Origin of the sequence: Pseudomonas sp. OVF7, assembly GCF_030644265.1 — a bacterium.
Classification (GTDB): Bacteria; Pseudomonadota; Gammaproteobacteria; order Pseudomonadales; family Pseudomonadaceae; genus Aquipseudomonas; species Aquipseudomonas gorinensis.
Genome location: NZ_CP128996.1, coordinates 6,271,464 through 6,285,763 on the forward strand (window position 1 = coordinate 6,271,464; position 14,300 = coordinate 6,285,763).

Annotated in this window: 17 protein-coding genes; 8 read left to right on the plus strand and 9 right to left on the minus strand. The window is 61.5% G+C overall.

Annotation, left to right across the window (positions count from 1 at the left end):
• Positions 1–90 precede the first annotated feature (90 nt).
• A complete protein-coding gene (locus QU606_RS28490; RefSeq protein ID WP_304997875.1) occupies positions 91–1,008 on the plus strand; it encodes a LysR family transcriptional regulator in 918 nt (305 codons plus the stop codon).
• Here QU606_RS28490 and QU606_RS28495 read toward each other — a convergent pair.
• Positions 1,005–1,901, minus strand: coding sequence for a LysR family transcriptional regulator (locus QU606_RS28495; protein WP_193689747.1), 897 nt, complete (start codon positions 1,899–1,901; stop codon positions 1,005–1,007). The genes QU606_RS28490 and QU606_RS28495 overlap by 4 nt on opposite strands.
• A gap of 106 nt (positions 1,902–2,007) precedes the next feature.
• Here QU606_RS28495 and QU606_RS28500 point away from each other — a divergent pair, with 106 nt between their 5' ends.
• Entirely contained in the window at positions 2,008–2,766 is a 759-nt protein-coding gene (locus tag QU606_RS28500) for an SDR family NAD(P)-dependent oxidoreductase (protein ID WP_024077049.1), read from the plus strand.
• Here QU606_RS28500 and QU606_RS28505 read toward each other — a convergent pair.
• On the minus strand, positions 2,665–3,177 hold the full coding sequence (locus QU606_RS28505) for a multidrug/biocide efflux PACE transporter (protein WP_304997876.1): 513 nt from the start codon (positions 3,175–3,177) through the stop codon (positions 2,665–2,667). The two genes, QU606_RS28500 and QU606_RS28505, sit on opposite strands and share 102 nt — an antisense overlap.
• 88 nt (positions 3,178–3,265) lie before the next feature.
• Here QU606_RS28505 and QU606_RS28510 point away from each other — a divergent pair, with 88 nt between their 5' ends.
• Positions 3,266–4,120, plus strand: a complete 855-nt coding sequence (locus QU606_RS28510; RefSeq protein WP_150296005.1) for a LysR family transcriptional regulator — start codon at positions 3,266–3,268, stop codon at positions 4,118–4,120.
• 124 nt (positions 4,121–4,244) lie between these two features.
• Here the strand turns inward: QU606_RS28510 and QU606_RS28515 are convergent, their stop codons facing one another.
• From QU606_RS28515 to QU606_RS28530, 4 genes are read right to left on the minus strand one after another with little or no spacing between them, the layout of a single operon-like run.
• Positions 4,245–5,468, minus strand: a complete 1,224-nt coding sequence (locus tag QU606_RS28515) for an RNA polymerase sigma factor (RefSeq protein ID WP_193689750.1) — start codon at positions 5,466–5,468, stop codon at positions 4,245–4,247.
• Positions 5,465–5,941 carry an SRPBCC family protein gene (locus QU606_RS28520; protein ID WP_024077053.1) on the minus strand — a complete coding sequence of 159 codons (477 nt, stop codon included), beginning with the start codon at positions 5,939–5,941 and terminating at the stop codon, positions 5,465–5,467. The genes QU606_RS28515 and QU606_RS28520 overlap by 4 nt, the downstream gene beginning before the upstream one ends.
• Positions 5,942–5,975: 34 nt before the next feature.
• Complete coding sequence (locus QU606_RS28525; protein ID WP_024077054.1) at positions 5,976–6,320, minus strand: YciI family protein; 345 nt, start codon at positions 6,318–6,320, stop codon at positions 5,976–5,978.
• Positions 6,321–6,363: 43 nt separating this feature from the next.
• Entirely contained in the window at positions 6,364–6,783 is a 420-nt protein-coding gene (locus QU606_RS28530) for a nuclear transport factor 2 family protein (RefSeq protein ID WP_024077055.1), read from the minus strand.
• Positions 6,784–6,928: 145 nt separating this feature from the next.
• On the opposite strand from QU606_RS28530, the gene QU606_RS28535 reads away from it, so the two are divergent.
• Entirely contained in the window at positions 6,929–7,438 is a 510-nt protein-coding gene (locus QU606_RS28535; protein WP_069076892.1) for an N-acetyltransferase, read from the plus strand.
• A gap of 255 nt (positions 7,439–7,693) precedes the next feature.
• On the opposite strand, the gene QU606_RS28540 is transcribed toward QU606_RS28535, so the two are convergent.
• On the minus strand, positions 7,694–8,173 hold the full coding sequence (locus QU606_RS28540; RefSeq protein WP_193689752.1) for a GyrI-like domain-containing protein: 480 nt from the start codon (positions 8,171–8,173) through the stop codon (positions 7,694–7,696).
• 195 nt (positions 8,174–8,368) lie between these two features.
• On the opposite strand from QU606_RS28540, the gene alaC reads away from it, so the two are divergent.
• Positions 8,369–9,586 (plus strand): alanine transaminase, encoded by a 1,218-nt coding sequence (gene alaC, locus QU606_RS28545; RefSeq protein WP_024077058.1) that lies wholly within the window; start codon positions 8,369–8,371, stop codon positions 9,584–9,586.
• Positions 9,587–9,724: 138 nt separating this feature from the next.
• Here alaC and QU606_RS28550 read toward each other — a convergent pair whose 3' ends face one another.
• Together QU606_RS28550 and QU606_RS28555 are read right to left on the minus strand one after the other, a co-directional pair.
• Positions 9,725–11,077 carry a GntP family permease gene (locus QU606_RS28550; protein WP_024077059.1) on the minus strand — a complete coding sequence of 451 codons (1,353 nt, stop codon included), beginning with the start codon at positions 11,075–11,077 and terminating at the stop codon, positions 9,725–9,727.
• Between the two features lie 85 nt (positions 11,078–11,162).
• Entirely contained in the window at positions 11,163–11,696 is a 534-nt protein-coding gene (locus tag QU606_RS28555; RefSeq protein WP_024077060.1) for a gluconokinase, read from the minus strand.
• A 212-nt stretch (positions 11,697–11,908) separates the two neighbouring features.
• Between QU606_RS28555 and QU606_RS28560 the strand changes: the two genes are divergently transcribed.
• From QU606_RS28560 to QU606_RS28570, 3 genes are all read left to right on the plus strand, one after another.
• Entirely contained in the window at positions 11,909–12,940 is a 1,032-nt protein-coding gene (locus tag QU606_RS28560) for a LacI family DNA-binding transcriptional regulator (protein ID WP_304998657.1), read from the plus strand.
• A 310-nt stretch (positions 12,941–13,250) separates the two neighbouring features.
• Positions 13,251–13,484, plus strand: coding sequence for a DUF6124 family protein (locus tag QU606_RS28565; RefSeq protein ID WP_150296001.1), 234 nt, complete (start codon positions 13,251–13,253; stop codon positions 13,482–13,484).
• Positions 13,485–13,654: 170 nt separating this feature from the next.
• Positions 13,655–14,287: a glutathione S-transferase family protein gene (locus QU606_RS28570; RefSeq protein WP_024077063.1), complete on the plus strand. Its 633-nt coding sequence runs from the start codon at positions 13,655–13,657 to the stop codon at positions 14,285–14,287.
• Positions 14,288–14,300 lie beyond the last annotated feature (13 nt).

Here is a 14,300-nt window from a genome sequence, read left to right on the forward strand (position 1 = left end):
CAAAAGGTGATGCTCGAAAGTAGGCTGCGGCTTGACCCCTTGGGAAGATCTATTATCAGATGATCTATCTTCTGAAAATCAGATAAAGCTATGTCCCTGACCTTGCGCCAAATTCGCTATTTCGTCGCCACCGCCGAAATCGGCCAGATTTCCCAGGCGGCGATTCACTTGAACATCTCCCAGTCTGCCGTGACCACGGCGATCAAGGAGCTCGAAGCCCTGCTCGGCGTGCAGTTGTTCGTACGCTCGGCCCAGGGCATGAGCCTCACTGACGCCGGGCGGCATTTTCTCAACCGTGCCTATGTGATTGTGCGCAGTGTCGACGACGCACTGAACAGCCCCCTCCCCGACTACCGCGCCAGCGGCGTATTGCGGGTGGCGGCCAGCTACACCGTGCTGGGGTATTTCCTGCCGCACCACTTGCAACGCATGGAGCACTGGCACCCGGACGTGAGCATCGAGGTGTTCGAACAAGAGCGCCAGGCCATTGAGCAGGGCCTGCTCGACGGCCGGTTTGATATGGCCGTCGTCCTGACCGCCAACCTCACCCACCCGGATATCGTCTCGGAAATTCTCTTCAATTCGGAACGCCGCCTGTGGCTGCCCAGCCATCACCCATTGTGCGAACGTGGCGCCGTGAGCCTGGCAGATGTGGCCCGCGAGCCGTACATCCTGCTCACCGTCGACGAGGCCGAACACAGCGCCATGCGCTACTGGGAACAGGCCGGGCAAACGCCCCAGGTGCGGCTGCGCACCAGCTCGGTGGAGGCGGTGCGCAGCATGGTCGCCAACGGCAGCGGCGTGGCGATCCTGTCGGACCTGGTGCATCGGCCCTGGTCCCTGGAAGGCAAGCGCATCGAAACCCTGACCGTGACCGACCCGGTGACGCCCATGAGCGTCGGCCTGGCCTGGCACCGCGAACGGGCGTTTACCCCGGCGATGCAGGCGTTCCGCGATTACTTCCACGACGCGTTCCTGGCGCCGCAGCAGTTGTGGGCACGGCGTTAGAGTTGGTCTTGCAGGGTCGCGGCCAGCCAGTCCATGAACACCCGAACCCGCAGCGGTAAATGGCGCTGCCCGGCATAGAGCAGAGACACGTCCAACGGCGGCGCCGGATAGTCCGGCAACACCGCCACCAACTCTCCACTGGCCAACGCCTGCGCCATGCCCAGGGCCGGCACCTGGATGATCCCGAAGCCGCCCAGGCAGGCCGACGTGTAGGCATCGGTGCTGTTGACCGTGACCCGCCCGGCCATGGGCAGGCGGTGCACCTTGTTGCCCAGCAGGTATTCGAACCCCATCGAGCGCGAACCCAGCGGGCGCACGTAATGCACCAGGTGGTGATCGGCCAGGTCGGCCAAGGTCTTCGGCACGCCGTAGCGTTGCAGGTAGGTGGCGCTCGCACAGTTGATCATCGGCAGGCTGCACAACCGCCGCGCCACCACGGACTGGTCCGGCTGCGCGCCCACGCGCAGCACGCAATCGAAGCCCTCGGCGAGCAGGTCGACCTGACGGTCGGTGCAGCTGATTTCCAGCTCGATCAACGGGTGCGCGTCCATGAAGGGCGGCAGGCGCGGCAGGATCAGGTCACGCGCCATCACGTTGGGCAGGTCCAGCCGAATACGCCCGGCCAGTTGTGCTTCCTCCTGGCGAAACAGCCCTTCCAGTTCCTCCATGTGCGCGAGCAGATCCTTGCTGCGCTCATACAACACACGCCCGTCCTGCGTGGCTTGCACCGTGCGCGTGGTGCGTTGCAGCAACCGCGCGCCGAGCAGTTCTTCCAGCGCCTGCACATGCTCGGACACCGTCGAACGCGGCAAGCCCAGGCTCTCGCCAGCGCCGGTGAAACTCGACAGTTCGGTGACGCGTACGAAGGTGCGCAACAGTTCGAGTTTGTTCATGGGATTGTTCGCCTGATCCGACCAGTGATTCCGATTCACTGCTGTTTATCACGTTATAGGCGCACAAATACACTGTGCGCCACCATCCCATCCAGAGGCATTCATCATGACCCGCAAAATCGCATTGATCACCGGCGCCAGCCGTGGCCTGGGTAAAAACGCCGCGCTGCACCTGGCGGCGCAAGGCGTGGACATCATCGGCACTTACCACAGCAAAGCGGAGGAAGCGCAGGCTTTGGTCGCGCAGATCGAACAATTGGGTGGCCGCGCGGCCATGCTGCAACTGGATGTCAGCCAGAGCGCGAGCTTCAGTCAGTTTGTTGGCGAAGTGGCCGGCGTGCTCAAGGATGTGTTCGCACAGGAGCGCTTCGATTTTCTGATCAATAACGCGGGGATTGGCATTCACGCCAGCTTTGCCGAGACCACCGAAGCCCAGTTCGACCAACTGGTGGCGATCCAATTCAAGGGCCCGTTTTTCCTGACCCAGCAGCTGTTACCGTTAATCCGCGACGGCGGCCGCATCCTCAATGTGTCCAGCGGCCTGGCGCGCTTCAGCCTGCCGGGTTACGCCGCCTACGCGGCCATGAAAGGCGCGATGGAAGTGCTGACCCGCTACCAGGCCAAGGAGCTGGGTGCACGTGGCATCAGCGTCAACATCCTGGCCCCGGGCGCCATCGAGACCGACTTCGGCGGCGGCGCCGTGCGTGACAACGCCAGCCTCAATGCGATGGTCGCCAACAACACCGCCCTGGGCCGCGCGGGCCTACCGGATGATATCGGCGGGGCGATTGCCAGCCTGCTCGCCGACGGCAGCCACTGGATCACCGGCCAGCGCATCGAGGCGTCGGGCGGCATGTTTCTGTAGGAGCTTCTCGCGCAGCACGTCATAGCCCCAGTGATACACATAGGTGTACGGCAGGAAAAACAGCAGTACGCCTATGTCGAGGATAAACGCCTGCACCAGGCTGATATTCAGCCAGGCGGCAATCAGCGGCACACACACCAGAATCAAGCCCCCTTCAAACATCAAGGCATGCAGCCCCCGGGTCCAGGCGTTGTTGGCCAGGTGCCAGCGCGTCTTGAGGCGGTCGAACAGGCCATTGAAAATCACGTTCCAGGTCAGCGCCAACAGGCTGATCGCCAGGGTGACCATGCCCATTTCCAGGGCCGGTTTATCCATGATCCACGCCAGCAACGGCGTGCAAATCAACAACGCCAGGGCCTCGAAACCAATGGCCTGGCACACACGTTCAGTAATCGACTTGGTAGGGTTCATAACCCGGCTCCGTGAGTGACGATGGTTGCCATCATTACCCCTTGGCTCGATACTTCATAACCAATAACCATCGATCAAGGCGATAGTCATGGCCTCTAACGAAGTGCTGCAGGCATTTGTCCAGGCGGCGACCCAAGGTTCGTTCTCGGCGGCGGCGCGCAAGCTCGGCAAGAGCCAGTCCACCGTCAGCGCAGCGGTGGCGAGCCTGGAGATTGATTTGGATGTGGTGCTGTTTGACCGCAGCAGCCGCAAGCCGACACTGACGCCCGCAGGCCATGTGTTGTTGCAACGCGCCGAGCAGGTGCTGGAGGCCAGCAGCCGGCTGGAGTTGGCGGCGAGTCAGTTGGCCCAGGGGTTGGAGCCGAAGCTGAGTATCGCCATGTCCGATACCTACCAGTCCGACCGTTTCGAGGTCGCCCTCAGCGCGTTTGAACAACGCTACCCGGACCTTGAGCTGGAATGCCTGATCGCCGAATGCGAAGACCTGATCGCCCTGGTCCAAAGCGGGCGGGCGCAGATCGCGTTTATTGAACACCAGGACGTGTATCCGCCGGACCTGACCCGCGCGCCGGTGGACGAGCGCACCGAGATTGCCCTGTTCGTGTCACCGAAGCATCCGCTGGCGGGCCTCGATACCCTCACGGCGCACGCCCTGCAACAGCACCGCGAATTGCGCCTGGCAAGCATCATCAACCCGAACGAAACCCGCGCCAACGGCCGCGTCTGGTCGGCCCCCAGTTATCTGATGCTGCTGGAGATGGCCCAGTTGGGTTTCGGCTGGGCGCCGATTCCCCGCTGGCTGGTGGAACGCTTCGGTGGCGGGCAACTGGTCGAACTCAAGGCACGCGGCTGGCCGCGTTCGGTGGCCGTGGATGCACTGTGGTCCCGTCACCATCCTCCGGGGCCTGCGGGGAGTTGGTTGTTGGGGAAGATGTTGGAGTGAGATCTCCCAGACAATGAAGATCACATGTGGGAGGGGGCTTGCCCGCGATAGCGGTGGGTCAGTCACCTAATACAGTGACTGACACCCTGTTATCGGGGGCAAGCCCCCTCCCACATTTGGATCTTCATTGTTGGGGGGAATCGAGTTCGGCCAGGCGGTGTTCGAGGAAGCGTTTTTCAGGGATCTGCTGGGTCAGTGACAGGGCGGTTTCATAGGCCCTGCGGGCCTCTTCCACCCGTCCCAACTGCCGGCAAAACTCGCCCCGCGCCGAATGCGCCAAGTGGTAATCCTGCAACTCCCCGCGCGCCAGAATCGCCTCCACCTGCTGCAAGCCCGCCAACGGTCCATCGCGCATGGCCACAGCCACGGCGCGGTTCAATTCAATGACTGGCGAAGGCACCGCCCTGAGCAATACATCGTAGAGCCCAATAATCTGCGGCCAATCCGTTTCCCCGGCGCTGCGTGCCTCGGCATGCACCGCCGCAATCGCCGCTTGCAGGCAATACGGGCCAAAACCCCGCTGGGTCAGTGCCTGTTCCACCAGCGCGCAACCTTCAGCCATCAAGGACGTATCCCACAACGAACGGTCCTGTTCATCCAACAGCACCAGTTCGCCGCTGGCCGAGGTGCGCGCGGCGCGGCGGGATTCGTGGAGCAGCATCAACGCCAGCAAGCCCAGGACTTCCGGTTCGGGCAGCAATTGGGTCAACAAGCGACCGAGGCGGATGGCCTCACGGGTCAGGTCTTCGCGGGTCAGGTCCGCGCCCATGGACGCCGAGTAGCCTTCGTTGAACACCAGGTAAATCACGCGCAGCACACTGTCCAGGCGTTCGGGTAATTCGGCCAGGGACGGCACCTGATAGGGAATCTTCGCCTCGCGGATCTTGCCCTTGGCCCGCACGATGCGTTGGGCGATGGTGGTGGGCGTGGCCAGGAAGGCGCGGGCGATTTCTTCGGTGGTGAGGTCGCAGACCTCACGCAAGGTCAGCGCCGTCTGGGCGTCGGCCGCCAACGCAGGGTGGCAGCAGGTGAAGATCAGGCGCAGACGGTCGTCTTCCACGTCTTCCTCACTCCAGTCAGCGGCTTCCAGTGCGTCGGCCTGCGCCTGCAACAACGGGGTAAACCGGGCCTGGCGGCGCAGACGATCGATGGCCTTGAAGCGTCCGGTCGACACCAGCCAGGCGCGTGGGTTGCTCGGCACACCGTCTTGCGGCCAGCGCTCGACCGCGACGAAGAACGCCTCGTGCAAGGCTTCTTCGGCGAGGTCGAAATCCCCCAGCAAACGGATCAGCGTGGCGAGGACGCGCCGGGACTCACTGCGGTAGATCGCCTCGATGGGAGGCGTCAATCGCGCATGCCCTGGGTCACCAGCGCCACCAGGCGGTCCAGGCTCTGGCCCCAGCCGTCGTGAAAGCCCATGGCTTCGTGGGCCTGTTTGTCTTCAGCGCTCCAGTGCATGGCGCGAGCGGTGTAGAGGGTCTTCCCGTCTTGTTCCTCAAAGGTGACTTCAGCGCTCATGAACGGCTTGCCCGAAGGTATCCAGCCCGGCATGAAGGCATCGGTGAACACCAGGCGGTTGGGCGCGTCGATCTCCAGGAACACGCCCTGGGTCGGGTACTCGCTGCCATCCGGTGCGCGCATCAGGGTGCGGAACAGGCCACCAACCCACAGGTTCATTTCACACTCGGGGGTGGTCATGCCGTGGGGCCCCCACCATTGTTGCAACAGGGCAGGTTCGGTCCAGGCGCGGAACACACGGCTGCGCGGCGCATCGATCACGCGGCTGATGGACAGCTCAAATTCGGCAGGTTGCTTGGGCATGGGATAAACCTCCTGAGTCTTAGGGTTGTTGGAGTCAGAGATTCAATTCGCGCACGGGGCGCACTTCCACACTGCCGACCCGAGCGGCCGGAATGCCACCGGCCACCTGGATCGCTTCATTCAAGTCCCGCGCCTCGATCAGGTAGAACCCGGCGAGCTGCTCCTTGGTTTCGGCAAACGGCCCGTCGGTAATCGACAGCTTGCCATTGCGCATGCGCACGGTGGTGGCCGTGCTCACCGACTCCAGCGGCTCGGCGGCAAGCATGCGCCCGCTGGCCTGTATCGACTGGGCGTAGGCGAGACACTCCGGGTCTTTGGGGCTGTCTGGCGAAGTGTGCAACAGCTGTTCATTGCTGTAGATCAGGCACAGGTATTTCATGGCGTTCTCCGTTTTCGCAACGACTGACTATAGTTCGCGGCGCTCAAGGTTTCAGGTCGAACAGTGCCGTGCCGCTTGCCATGTCGAACGGCGCCGACCAATGCTCATGCACCACCTTCCAGTCGCCGTTAAAACGTTGATAGCCGGCCGTCACCCGCATCCAGCAGGCCTTCACTTCACCGTCCGGCCCGGCGCCGCCGCAGTGGGCCAGCCAGTGGGCGAATGCGCTGTCCTGGGACTCGACGATACGCAGTTCGTGGAACTCGAAAATGCCGGGGCCGGGGCAGTGTTCCATGCACGCTTCCCAGTGCGCACGGTAGGCCGCCTTGCCTTTGAACTGCAGGGCGCTCACGGCATCGAACGAGACGATATCGTCGGCGTAATAGCTGACAATCTTATCGATATTCCGGGAAAGTACGGCTTGCTTCCATTCTTCGATCAGGGTGTTGATTGCGGTACTCATGGCGATACTCCTTCGGGTTGGAAAATCAAGGAAGACACCCTTAGTCGAACGGCCTCCGGGCAAATCGACAGCCCGTTGAAAAATAATTTCGTGCCGCACAAAACCGCTAGACTGCGCCCTTCTTTGCAGCCGTTCGGACGCCCCGATGCAAACCCGCCTTGTCGCCTACGAGGCGCTGAATGCTGTGCAACAACAGCAAGTCGGCGCCCTCGAAGTTCATCCTGAGCAGTTGCCGTTTTGCGGCGACATGTATTGCGCACTCAACACCCTGCTGGTCAACCCAAGCCCAGGTGTCAAAGGCTTTGCGCTGCTGGCCGACGAGCGTCCGGTGGCGTTCCTCCTGCTCAAGCGCCCGCCCTGCCTGCCGCACTGGGCGGATGAACACAGCGCCACGCTGCATGCGCTACAGGTGGATCGGCAGCAGCAGGGCCGGGGCTTTGGCAAGGCGTGTTTGCAGGCGCTGCCGGCGGCGGCGATACAGGCGTGGCCGCAGATCAAGGCGCTGGAGTTGTCGGTGGACACGGACAATGTGGCGGCGATGGGGCTGTATCTGGGCGCCGGATGGGTGGACAGCGGGGAGGCGTATCAGGGGCGGGTTGGGTATGAGCGGAGGTTGAGGTGGGTGTTTGGTCGATACGGTGTTGGCCTGCTTTAAATGTCACGTATAGATAACTTACCCGATAAAAAGTAATGAATATGCGACATGAATACTTCAGTTATCGCTCAGCAACCCGACAGCCAAGTTCGCGCCATGCGTCTTAACCATGGCTCTGCCGAGGGGCTGCGCAGCAGCCCTATTCAGCGCTGCCGCATTCTTCCGGGTGAACCGCAGCGGTAGGTTTTGGGGCCGCTGCGCAGCCCAACGCGGGGCGAGCCCGCTCGCCACAGAGGGACGTGTTCAGCCTGCCGGTTACCGGGGTTCCACGGGCAACCAGATCTCCACCGTCCCCGTGCCCTTGCGTACATCGAAATCCGCGCTGTAGCGCTCGAAATCCGCTCCCGCCACCTTGTAGCCCGAGTGCGGCAACCACTCGAACATGATGCGCTCGTAGGTCTGCTCCAGTGCCTGCACCGGGCCATAGTGCGGGAACACGGCGTAGTGGTGCGCAGGCAGTTCGACGAATTCGAAGTTGCTCGGCACATCGCCTTTGGACGGCACTTCCACCCCCGCCATGTAATCGAACTCACCGTGGCTGGGGTTATGGCAAACGCCGTAGGTCACACCACCGACGCGTTTCTTGATGTGTTTTACGCTGTCGTCAAACACGCCCCACAGCTTGGGGATATCGCCCGCCGTGGCCTTCGAATAACGCCCTTGCACCCCCGCGATTACCAGGGCTTTGCCGTCTTTCATGCGCGGCTCTAACGGTTGTGTTATCTGCTGATCCATCTGAACAGTCTCCTTCTTATGAGGGAACAAACCCATATCGAGTATAGGGGTATATCCGCGCTGTACTCCATGCAGAAAATTTTCCTACGCATCTGGACAACTGGCCATCATCGACCGTATTGTCTGCCCCGCAGGCCACCGCAGTGGCCAACGTCGCTCGGACGGTTCCGGGCGCTTACGTACTCCGAGGCAACAATGGCCGACCAAGGTTCGCCGCGCCGCTTTGCGCGCATCGATCGACTCCCCCCTTACGTGTTCAATATCACTGCCGAGCTGAAGATGGCTGCGCGTCGGCGCGGCGAAGACATCATCGACTTGAGCATGGGTAACCCCGACGGCGCCACGCCTCCCCATATCGTGGAGAAAATGGTCACCGTCGCCCAGCGTGAAGATACCCACGGCTACTCCACCTCCAAAGGCATTCCACGTCTGCGCCGGGCGATTTCACGCTGGTACAAAGACCGCTACGACGTGGACATCGACCCCGAGTCGGAAGCCATCGTCACCATCGGTTCCAAGGAAGGCCTGGCGCACTTGATGCTGGCCACCCTGGACCAGGGCGACACCGTACTGGTGCCCAACCCGAGCTACCCGATTCATATCTACGGTGCCGTGATTGCCGGCGCCCAGGTGCGTTCGGTGCCGCTGGTACCCGGCGTGGACTTCTTCGCCGAGCTGGAACGGGCGATTCGCGGCTCGATCCCCAAGCCGAAGATGATGATCCTGGGCTTCCCGTCCAACCCCACCGCGCAGTGTGTGGAGTTGGATTTCTTCGAACGGGTGATTGCGCTGGCCAAACAGTACGACGTACTGGTGGTGCATGACCTGGCGTACGCGGACATTGTCTACGACGGCTGGAAAGCCCCCTCGATCATGCAGGTGCCTGGGGCAAAGGATATTGCGGTGGAGTTTTTCACCCTGTCCAAGAGCTACAACATGGCCGGCTGGCGTATTGGTTTCATGGTGGGTAACCCGGAACTGGTCAACGCGCTGGCACGGATCAAGAGCTACCACGACTACGGCACCTTTACCCCGCTGCAAGTTGCCGCGATTGCGGCGCTGGAAGGCGACCAACAGTGCGTCAAGGACATCGCCGAGCAGTACCGCCAGCGCCGCAATGTGCTGGTCAAGGGCCTGCATGAACTGGGCTGGATGGTCGAGAACCCGAAGGCGTCAATGTACGTCTGGGCGAAGATTCCCCAAGCCTATGCCGCCATGGGCTCGCTGGAATTTGCCAAGAAACTGCTGCAGGAAGCCAAGGTGTGCGTGTCGCCGGGGATCGGCTTTGGTGAGTATGGCGATGACCATGTGCGCTTTGCACTGATCGAGAACCAGGACCGGATTCGCCAGGCGGTGCGCGGAATTCGCGGGATGTTCCGGGCGGATGGGTTAGTACCGAAAACCGGCGCCTGACTCGGTCAACATGTGGGAGGGGGCTTGCCCCCGATAGCGGTGGGTCAGTCACCAGATGCAGTGATTGACCCCCTATATCGGGGGCAAGCCCCCTCCCACATTTGATTGGGTTTTCACCCTGGCCTTGTGGTGTGTCTGTTAGACCACCAACGACAGCAACATGATAAAGATCAGCGCCACCACCGACAGGATGGTTTCCATCGCCGTCCAGGTCTTGAATGTCTCGGCCACGGTCATGTTGAAGTACTGCTTGACCAGCCAGAAGCCAGCATCGTTGACGTGAGACAGGATCAACGAGCCCGCCCCGGTCGCCAGTACCAGCAGCTCGCGGTTGACCCCTGGGATCATCCCCACCACCGGCACCACAATGCCAGCACCCGTAATGGTCGCTACGGTCGCCGAACCCGTCGCCACACGAATCACCGCCGCCACCAGCCACGCCAGCAAAATCGGGTTGATCTGCGCGTTGACCGCCATATGGCCGATCACGTCACCCACACCGCTGGTCACCAGCATCTGCTTGAAGCCACCACCGGCACCGATGATCAGGATGATCGCGGCAGTGGGCGCCAGGCTGGCGTCGAGCAGCTTGAGGATTTGTTTGGAGTGGATACCCTGGCGATGGCCAAAAGTGTACAGCGACAGCAGCAAGGCCAGCAGCAAGGCGCTGATCGGGTGACCGATCATGTCCATCCAGTTGCGCACCACGTGGCCTTCGGCCAGGGCGATGTCGGCGAAGGTTTTCAGCAGCATCAGGAACACCGGCAGCAGCACGGTGATCAGGGTGATGCTGAAGCTCGGCAACGTCTTGTGCTCCGACTCGCGGGCCAATTGGTCGACCAGCTCCTGGGACGGGTTGCCGGGAATGTACTTGGCAATGAACGTACCGAAGATCGGGCCGGCAATGATGGCCGTCGGCAGTGCGACGATCAGGCCATACAGGATGGTCTTGCCGATATCCGCGCCAAACACGCCGATGGCCAGCAGTGGACCCGGGTGCGGTGGCACCAGGCCGTGCACCGCCGACAGGCCGGCCAGCAACGGGATACCGATCTTGATCAGCGACACGCCGGTACGGCGCGCAACGATAAACACCAACGGGATCAGCAGCACAAAGCCGATCTCGAAGAACAGCGGAATGCCCACCAGGAACGCGGCGAACATCATGGCCCACTGGACCTTTTCCTTGCCGAAGGCGCGGATCAAGGTCTGGGCGATCTGATCGGCACCGCCGGATTCAGCCATCATCTTGCCGAGCATCGTACCCAGCGCGAGGATGATGCCGACAAAGCCAAGCACCCCGCCGAAACCGTCCTGGAATGCCTTGATGATCTTGTCCACGGGCATACCCGAGGTCAGGCCGAGGAAGCCGGCCGCGATGATCAGCGCAATGAACGGGTGAACCTTGAACCGGGTAATCAATACGATCAGCCCGATGATGGTAACGACTGCATCTAACAGCAGGTACGACTCGTGGGACATGCCAAACATGGGGGGGTCTCTCCTGTTTGTTGTTGTTATTAAAACGGGTGTTGAATTTCCTGCCGGGGATAGCGCTATCTTGTCCGGCAAAAAATTATCGGGTTGGTTCAAAACCGTGTTGCAGCCACCAGGCGTTGGTCTGCTCGGCCAGCGCCTCGACGCTGTCTTCGCTGGCGTTTAGAGCCAGGGTCAGGGGCTCGCCCTTGGGCGATTCAAGGGTGGCGAACTGGCTGTCTATGAGGCTGGCCGGCATGAAATGGCCGGGGCGATGGGACACGCGGTCGGCGGCGACTTCACGGGTCAGTTCCAGGAATACAAAGCCCAGGCCAGGCGCGGCTTCGCGCAGGTGGTCGCGGTATTTCTTTTTCAGCGCGGAGCAGGTGAGTACCGGGTGTTCACCGGCTTTGAGCGAGCGGCGCAGTTCATCGCACAGGATGTCGAGCCAGCCGGCGCGGTCGTCGTCGTTGAGGGGGTGGCCGGCGCTCATCTTTTCGATGTTCGCGGCGGGGTGAAAGCTGTCGCCTTCAATGGCCGTGGCACCGTTCAGGCGGCACAGGGCCTCGCTGACGCTGGTCTTGCCACAGCCGGCAACACCCATGATGACCAGGGCGGTAACAGGTTGACTCATGGAACACCTCAGGACGCAGATAGCGCTACCTTTGCACGCTGTAAGGCGAGTGCAAAAACAGGCTTTTCCCGCGCCGTCTTGTCATTTTTATGGAGTGACGCGTGCATCCGCTCCAATCATTTGAACCGGATCAGGCAACCCAAAGTTCAATAATTTGCAGCCTTTTGGAGACAGCGCTACCTTAGTGCCTCGATTTTTGTTTGGCAAGCCGCCTGATGACCTCTAAGAACGATAAAAATACCCGCACCACCGGTCGCCCTACCCTCAATGAAGTCGCCCGCCTGGCCGGCGTCAGCCCGATTACCGCCTCGCGCGCGCTGCGCGGCATCAGCACCGTGGCCACCGAACTGGTGGAAAAAGTGCAGCGAGCCGCCGCCGAACTCAACTATGTGGTCAACCCCGCCGCCCGTGCCCTGGCTTCGGCCCAGAGCCATTCGGTGGTGGTGTTGGTGCCGTCGTTGTCCAACCTGCTGTTTATCGAAACCCTCGAAGCCATCCATCAGGTACTGCGGCCCAAGGGGTTCGAAGTACTGATCGGCAACTCCCATTACTCGCGCGATGAAGAAGAAAACCTGCTGCGCAACTACATGGCCTACCAGCCACGGGGGTTGCTGCTGACCGGGTTCGATCGCACCGAAAGCGCGCGACGGATGGTCGAGGCCAGCAATGTGCCCTGTGTGTACATGATGGATCTGGACCCTAATGCGGGCGTGAACTGCGTGGGTTTCTCACAGTTGGCCGCAGGTGAAACGGCAGCGGCGCATTTGCTCTCCCGTGGGCGCAAGCGCCTGGCCTATATCGGTGCGCAACTGGACCAACGTACCCTGCTGCGCGGCGAGGGTTTCCGCCGGGCGTTGCAACAAGCGGGGATGTACGACCCGGCGCTGGAACTGCTGACACCGCGCCCTTCCTCGGTCGGCCTGGGTGGCGAGCTGTTCCTGCAATTGCTGGCGGCGCACCCGGATGTGGACGCAATCTTCTTCGGCAACGACGACCTGGCGCAAGGTGCGCTGCTGGAAGCCCTGCGCCATGGCATCAGCGTGCCGGAGCGCGTGGCCGTGCTGGGCTTTAACGACCTGCCAGCGTCGTCTTTCATGGTGCCGCGCTTGAGCAGCATCAGCACCCCCAGGGAAGCGATCGGTCGACGTGCGGCGGAGCATTTGTTGACGATCATGGCGGGCAATAGGATCGCCAAGCCGGTAGTGGATATGGGGTTTGAATTGCAGGTGCGGGAAAGCACGTAGGACGCCTGTAGGATGAGGCTGACATTGCGGTAAGCGCCTTGCCCGGTTGCCTACGCTTACGTCAGAATCCGCCGGCTTGTGCGCTTGAGGGGTGATCTTTAAGGTTTGCCGGTCGCTGAATTTCTCGGTGATCGGGTTTAGTAGCCTGAAGCTCTCCACACATATGCATAAGCCAACCATGGTGGCTGTGCGTAGGGCGCCTTCGGGTGCGCCGGGTTTGTGTGGGATTACCGGTCTACTAACCTGCGTACAGCTGCCACCCATTCGTTTAGTAGCGATTAGGGTGTTGGCACAGCCAGGTACTTCAACCATGCAAAGCGTCAATCCCCCGACTACGCTGTTCACGCTCATCCCCGATGTCCCCACCGAAACCCTGCTGATCAACAGTTACGAAACCGTGTGCTCCGTCAGCACCTTGCTGCTCGACCTGTCTGATGACCTTACCGGCAAACACCGTGATGTTGCCCTGGCCATTCACCAATTGAGCGAACTAAGCGTGTTGCTGGTGGGCAAAGCCATGGACCAGCACACACCACGCTGCTAAGGCCCTACTGGATAAAAATGTGGGAGGGGGCTTGCCCCCGATGGCAGTGGGTCGGCTACAGACAGGCTGACGTCATCACCGCTATCGGGGGCAAGCCCCCTCCCACATTTTTTAACCGCGCCTACTTGGCCCCTGCTAGATTAACCACTCTCCACCGCCAGGAAAGCACCATGGGACACTCACTGAAAATCTTGGGCCGTACCTCGTCGATCAACGTGCGCAAAGTCCTGTGGACCTGCCAGGAACTGGGCATAGACTACGTGCGCGAAGACTGGGGCATCGGTTTCAAACCCACCCAATCCGCCGAATTCCTGGCCCTGAACCCCAATGCCCAAATACCGGTACTGATCGATGACCACGGCGTGCTGTGGGAATCCAACACCATCTGCCGCTATTTGGTGAACCTCTACCAACGCCACGACCTGCTGCCCATCGAACCCGCACCGCGCGCGCGGGTCGAGCAGTGGATGGACTGGCAGGCGACCGAACTCAACCCGTCCTGGGGCTATGCCTTCCAGGCGCTGGTGCGCAATAGCCCCGACCATCAGGACCCGCAACGTATCGCAGCCGGCGTGCAGGCCTGGAACGACAAGATGGGGCTGCTGGAACAACAGTTGGCTAAAACCGGCGCCTACGTGGCCGGCGATGATTTCACCCTCGCCGACATCCTGATCGGCCTCTCGGTGCATCGCTGGCAGATGACGCCCATGCAGCGGCCGCCCTACCCCGCCATTGCGGCGTACTACCAGCGGCTCAGCCAGCACGCCGGCTTCAAGACCTTCGCCCTCGACGGTCACAATTAAGCACAAGGACAAG

Bases quoted from the DNA above. Each gene is read 5' to 3' on its own strand.
- QU606_RS28490 (WP_304997875.1), top strand. From the start codon at position 91: ATGTCCCTGACCTTGCGCCAAATTCGCTATTTCGTCGCCACCGCCGAA.
- QU606_RS28495 (WP_193689747.1), bottom strand. From the start codon at position 1,901: ATGAACAAACTCGAACTGTTGCGCACCTTCGTACGCGTCACCGAACTG.
- QU606_RS28500 (WP_024077049.1), top strand. From the start codon at position 2,008: ATGACCCGCAAAATCGCATTGATCACCGGCGCCAGCCGTGGCCTGGGT.
- QU606_RS28505 (WP_304997876.1), bottom strand. From the start codon at position 3,177: ATGAACCCTACCAAGTCGATTACTGAACGTGTGTGCCAGGCCATTGGT.
- QU606_RS28510 (WP_150296005.1), top strand. From the start codon at position 3,266: ATGGCCTCTAACGAAGTGCTGCAGGCATTTGTCCAGGCGGCGACCCAA.
- QU606_RS28520 (WP_024077053.1), bottom strand. From the start codon at position 5,941: ATGCCCAAGCAACCTGCCGAATTTGAGCTGTCCATCAGCCGCGTGATC.
- QU606_RS28525 (WP_024077054.1), bottom strand. From the start codon at position 6,320: ATGAAATACCTGTGCCTGATCTACAGCAATGAACAGCTGTTGCACACT.
- QU606_RS28530 (WP_024077055.1), bottom strand. From the start codon at position 6,783: ATGAGTACCGCAATCAACACCCTGATCGAAGAATGGAAGCAAGCCGTA.
- QU606_RS28535 (WP_069076892.1), top strand. From the start codon at position 6,929: ATGCAAACCCGCCTTGTCGCCTACGAGGCGCTGAATGCTGTGCAACAA.
- QU606_RS28540 (WP_193689752.1), bottom strand. From the start codon at position 8,173: ATGGATCAGCAGATAACACAACCGTTAGAGCCGCGCATGAAAGACGGC.
- alaC (WP_024077058.1), top strand. From the start codon at position 8,369: ATGGCCGACCAAGGTTCGCCGCGCCGCTTTGCGCGCATCGATCGACTC.
- QU606_RS28550 (WP_024077059.1), bottom strand. From the start codon at position 11,077: ATGTTTGGCATGTCCCACGAGTCGTACCTGCTGTTAGATGCAGTCGTT.
- QU606_RS28555 (WP_024077060.1), bottom strand. From the start codon at position 11,696: ATGAGTCAACCTGTTACCGCCCTGGTCATCATGGGTGTTGCCGGCTGT.
- QU606_RS28565 (WP_150296001.1), top strand. From the start codon at position 13,251: ATGCAAAGCGTCAATCCCCCGACTACGCTGTTCACGCTCATCCCCGAT.
- QU606_RS28570 (WP_024077063.1), top strand. From the start codon at position 13,655: ATGGGACACTCACTGAAAATCTTGGGCCGTACCTCGTCGATCAACGTG.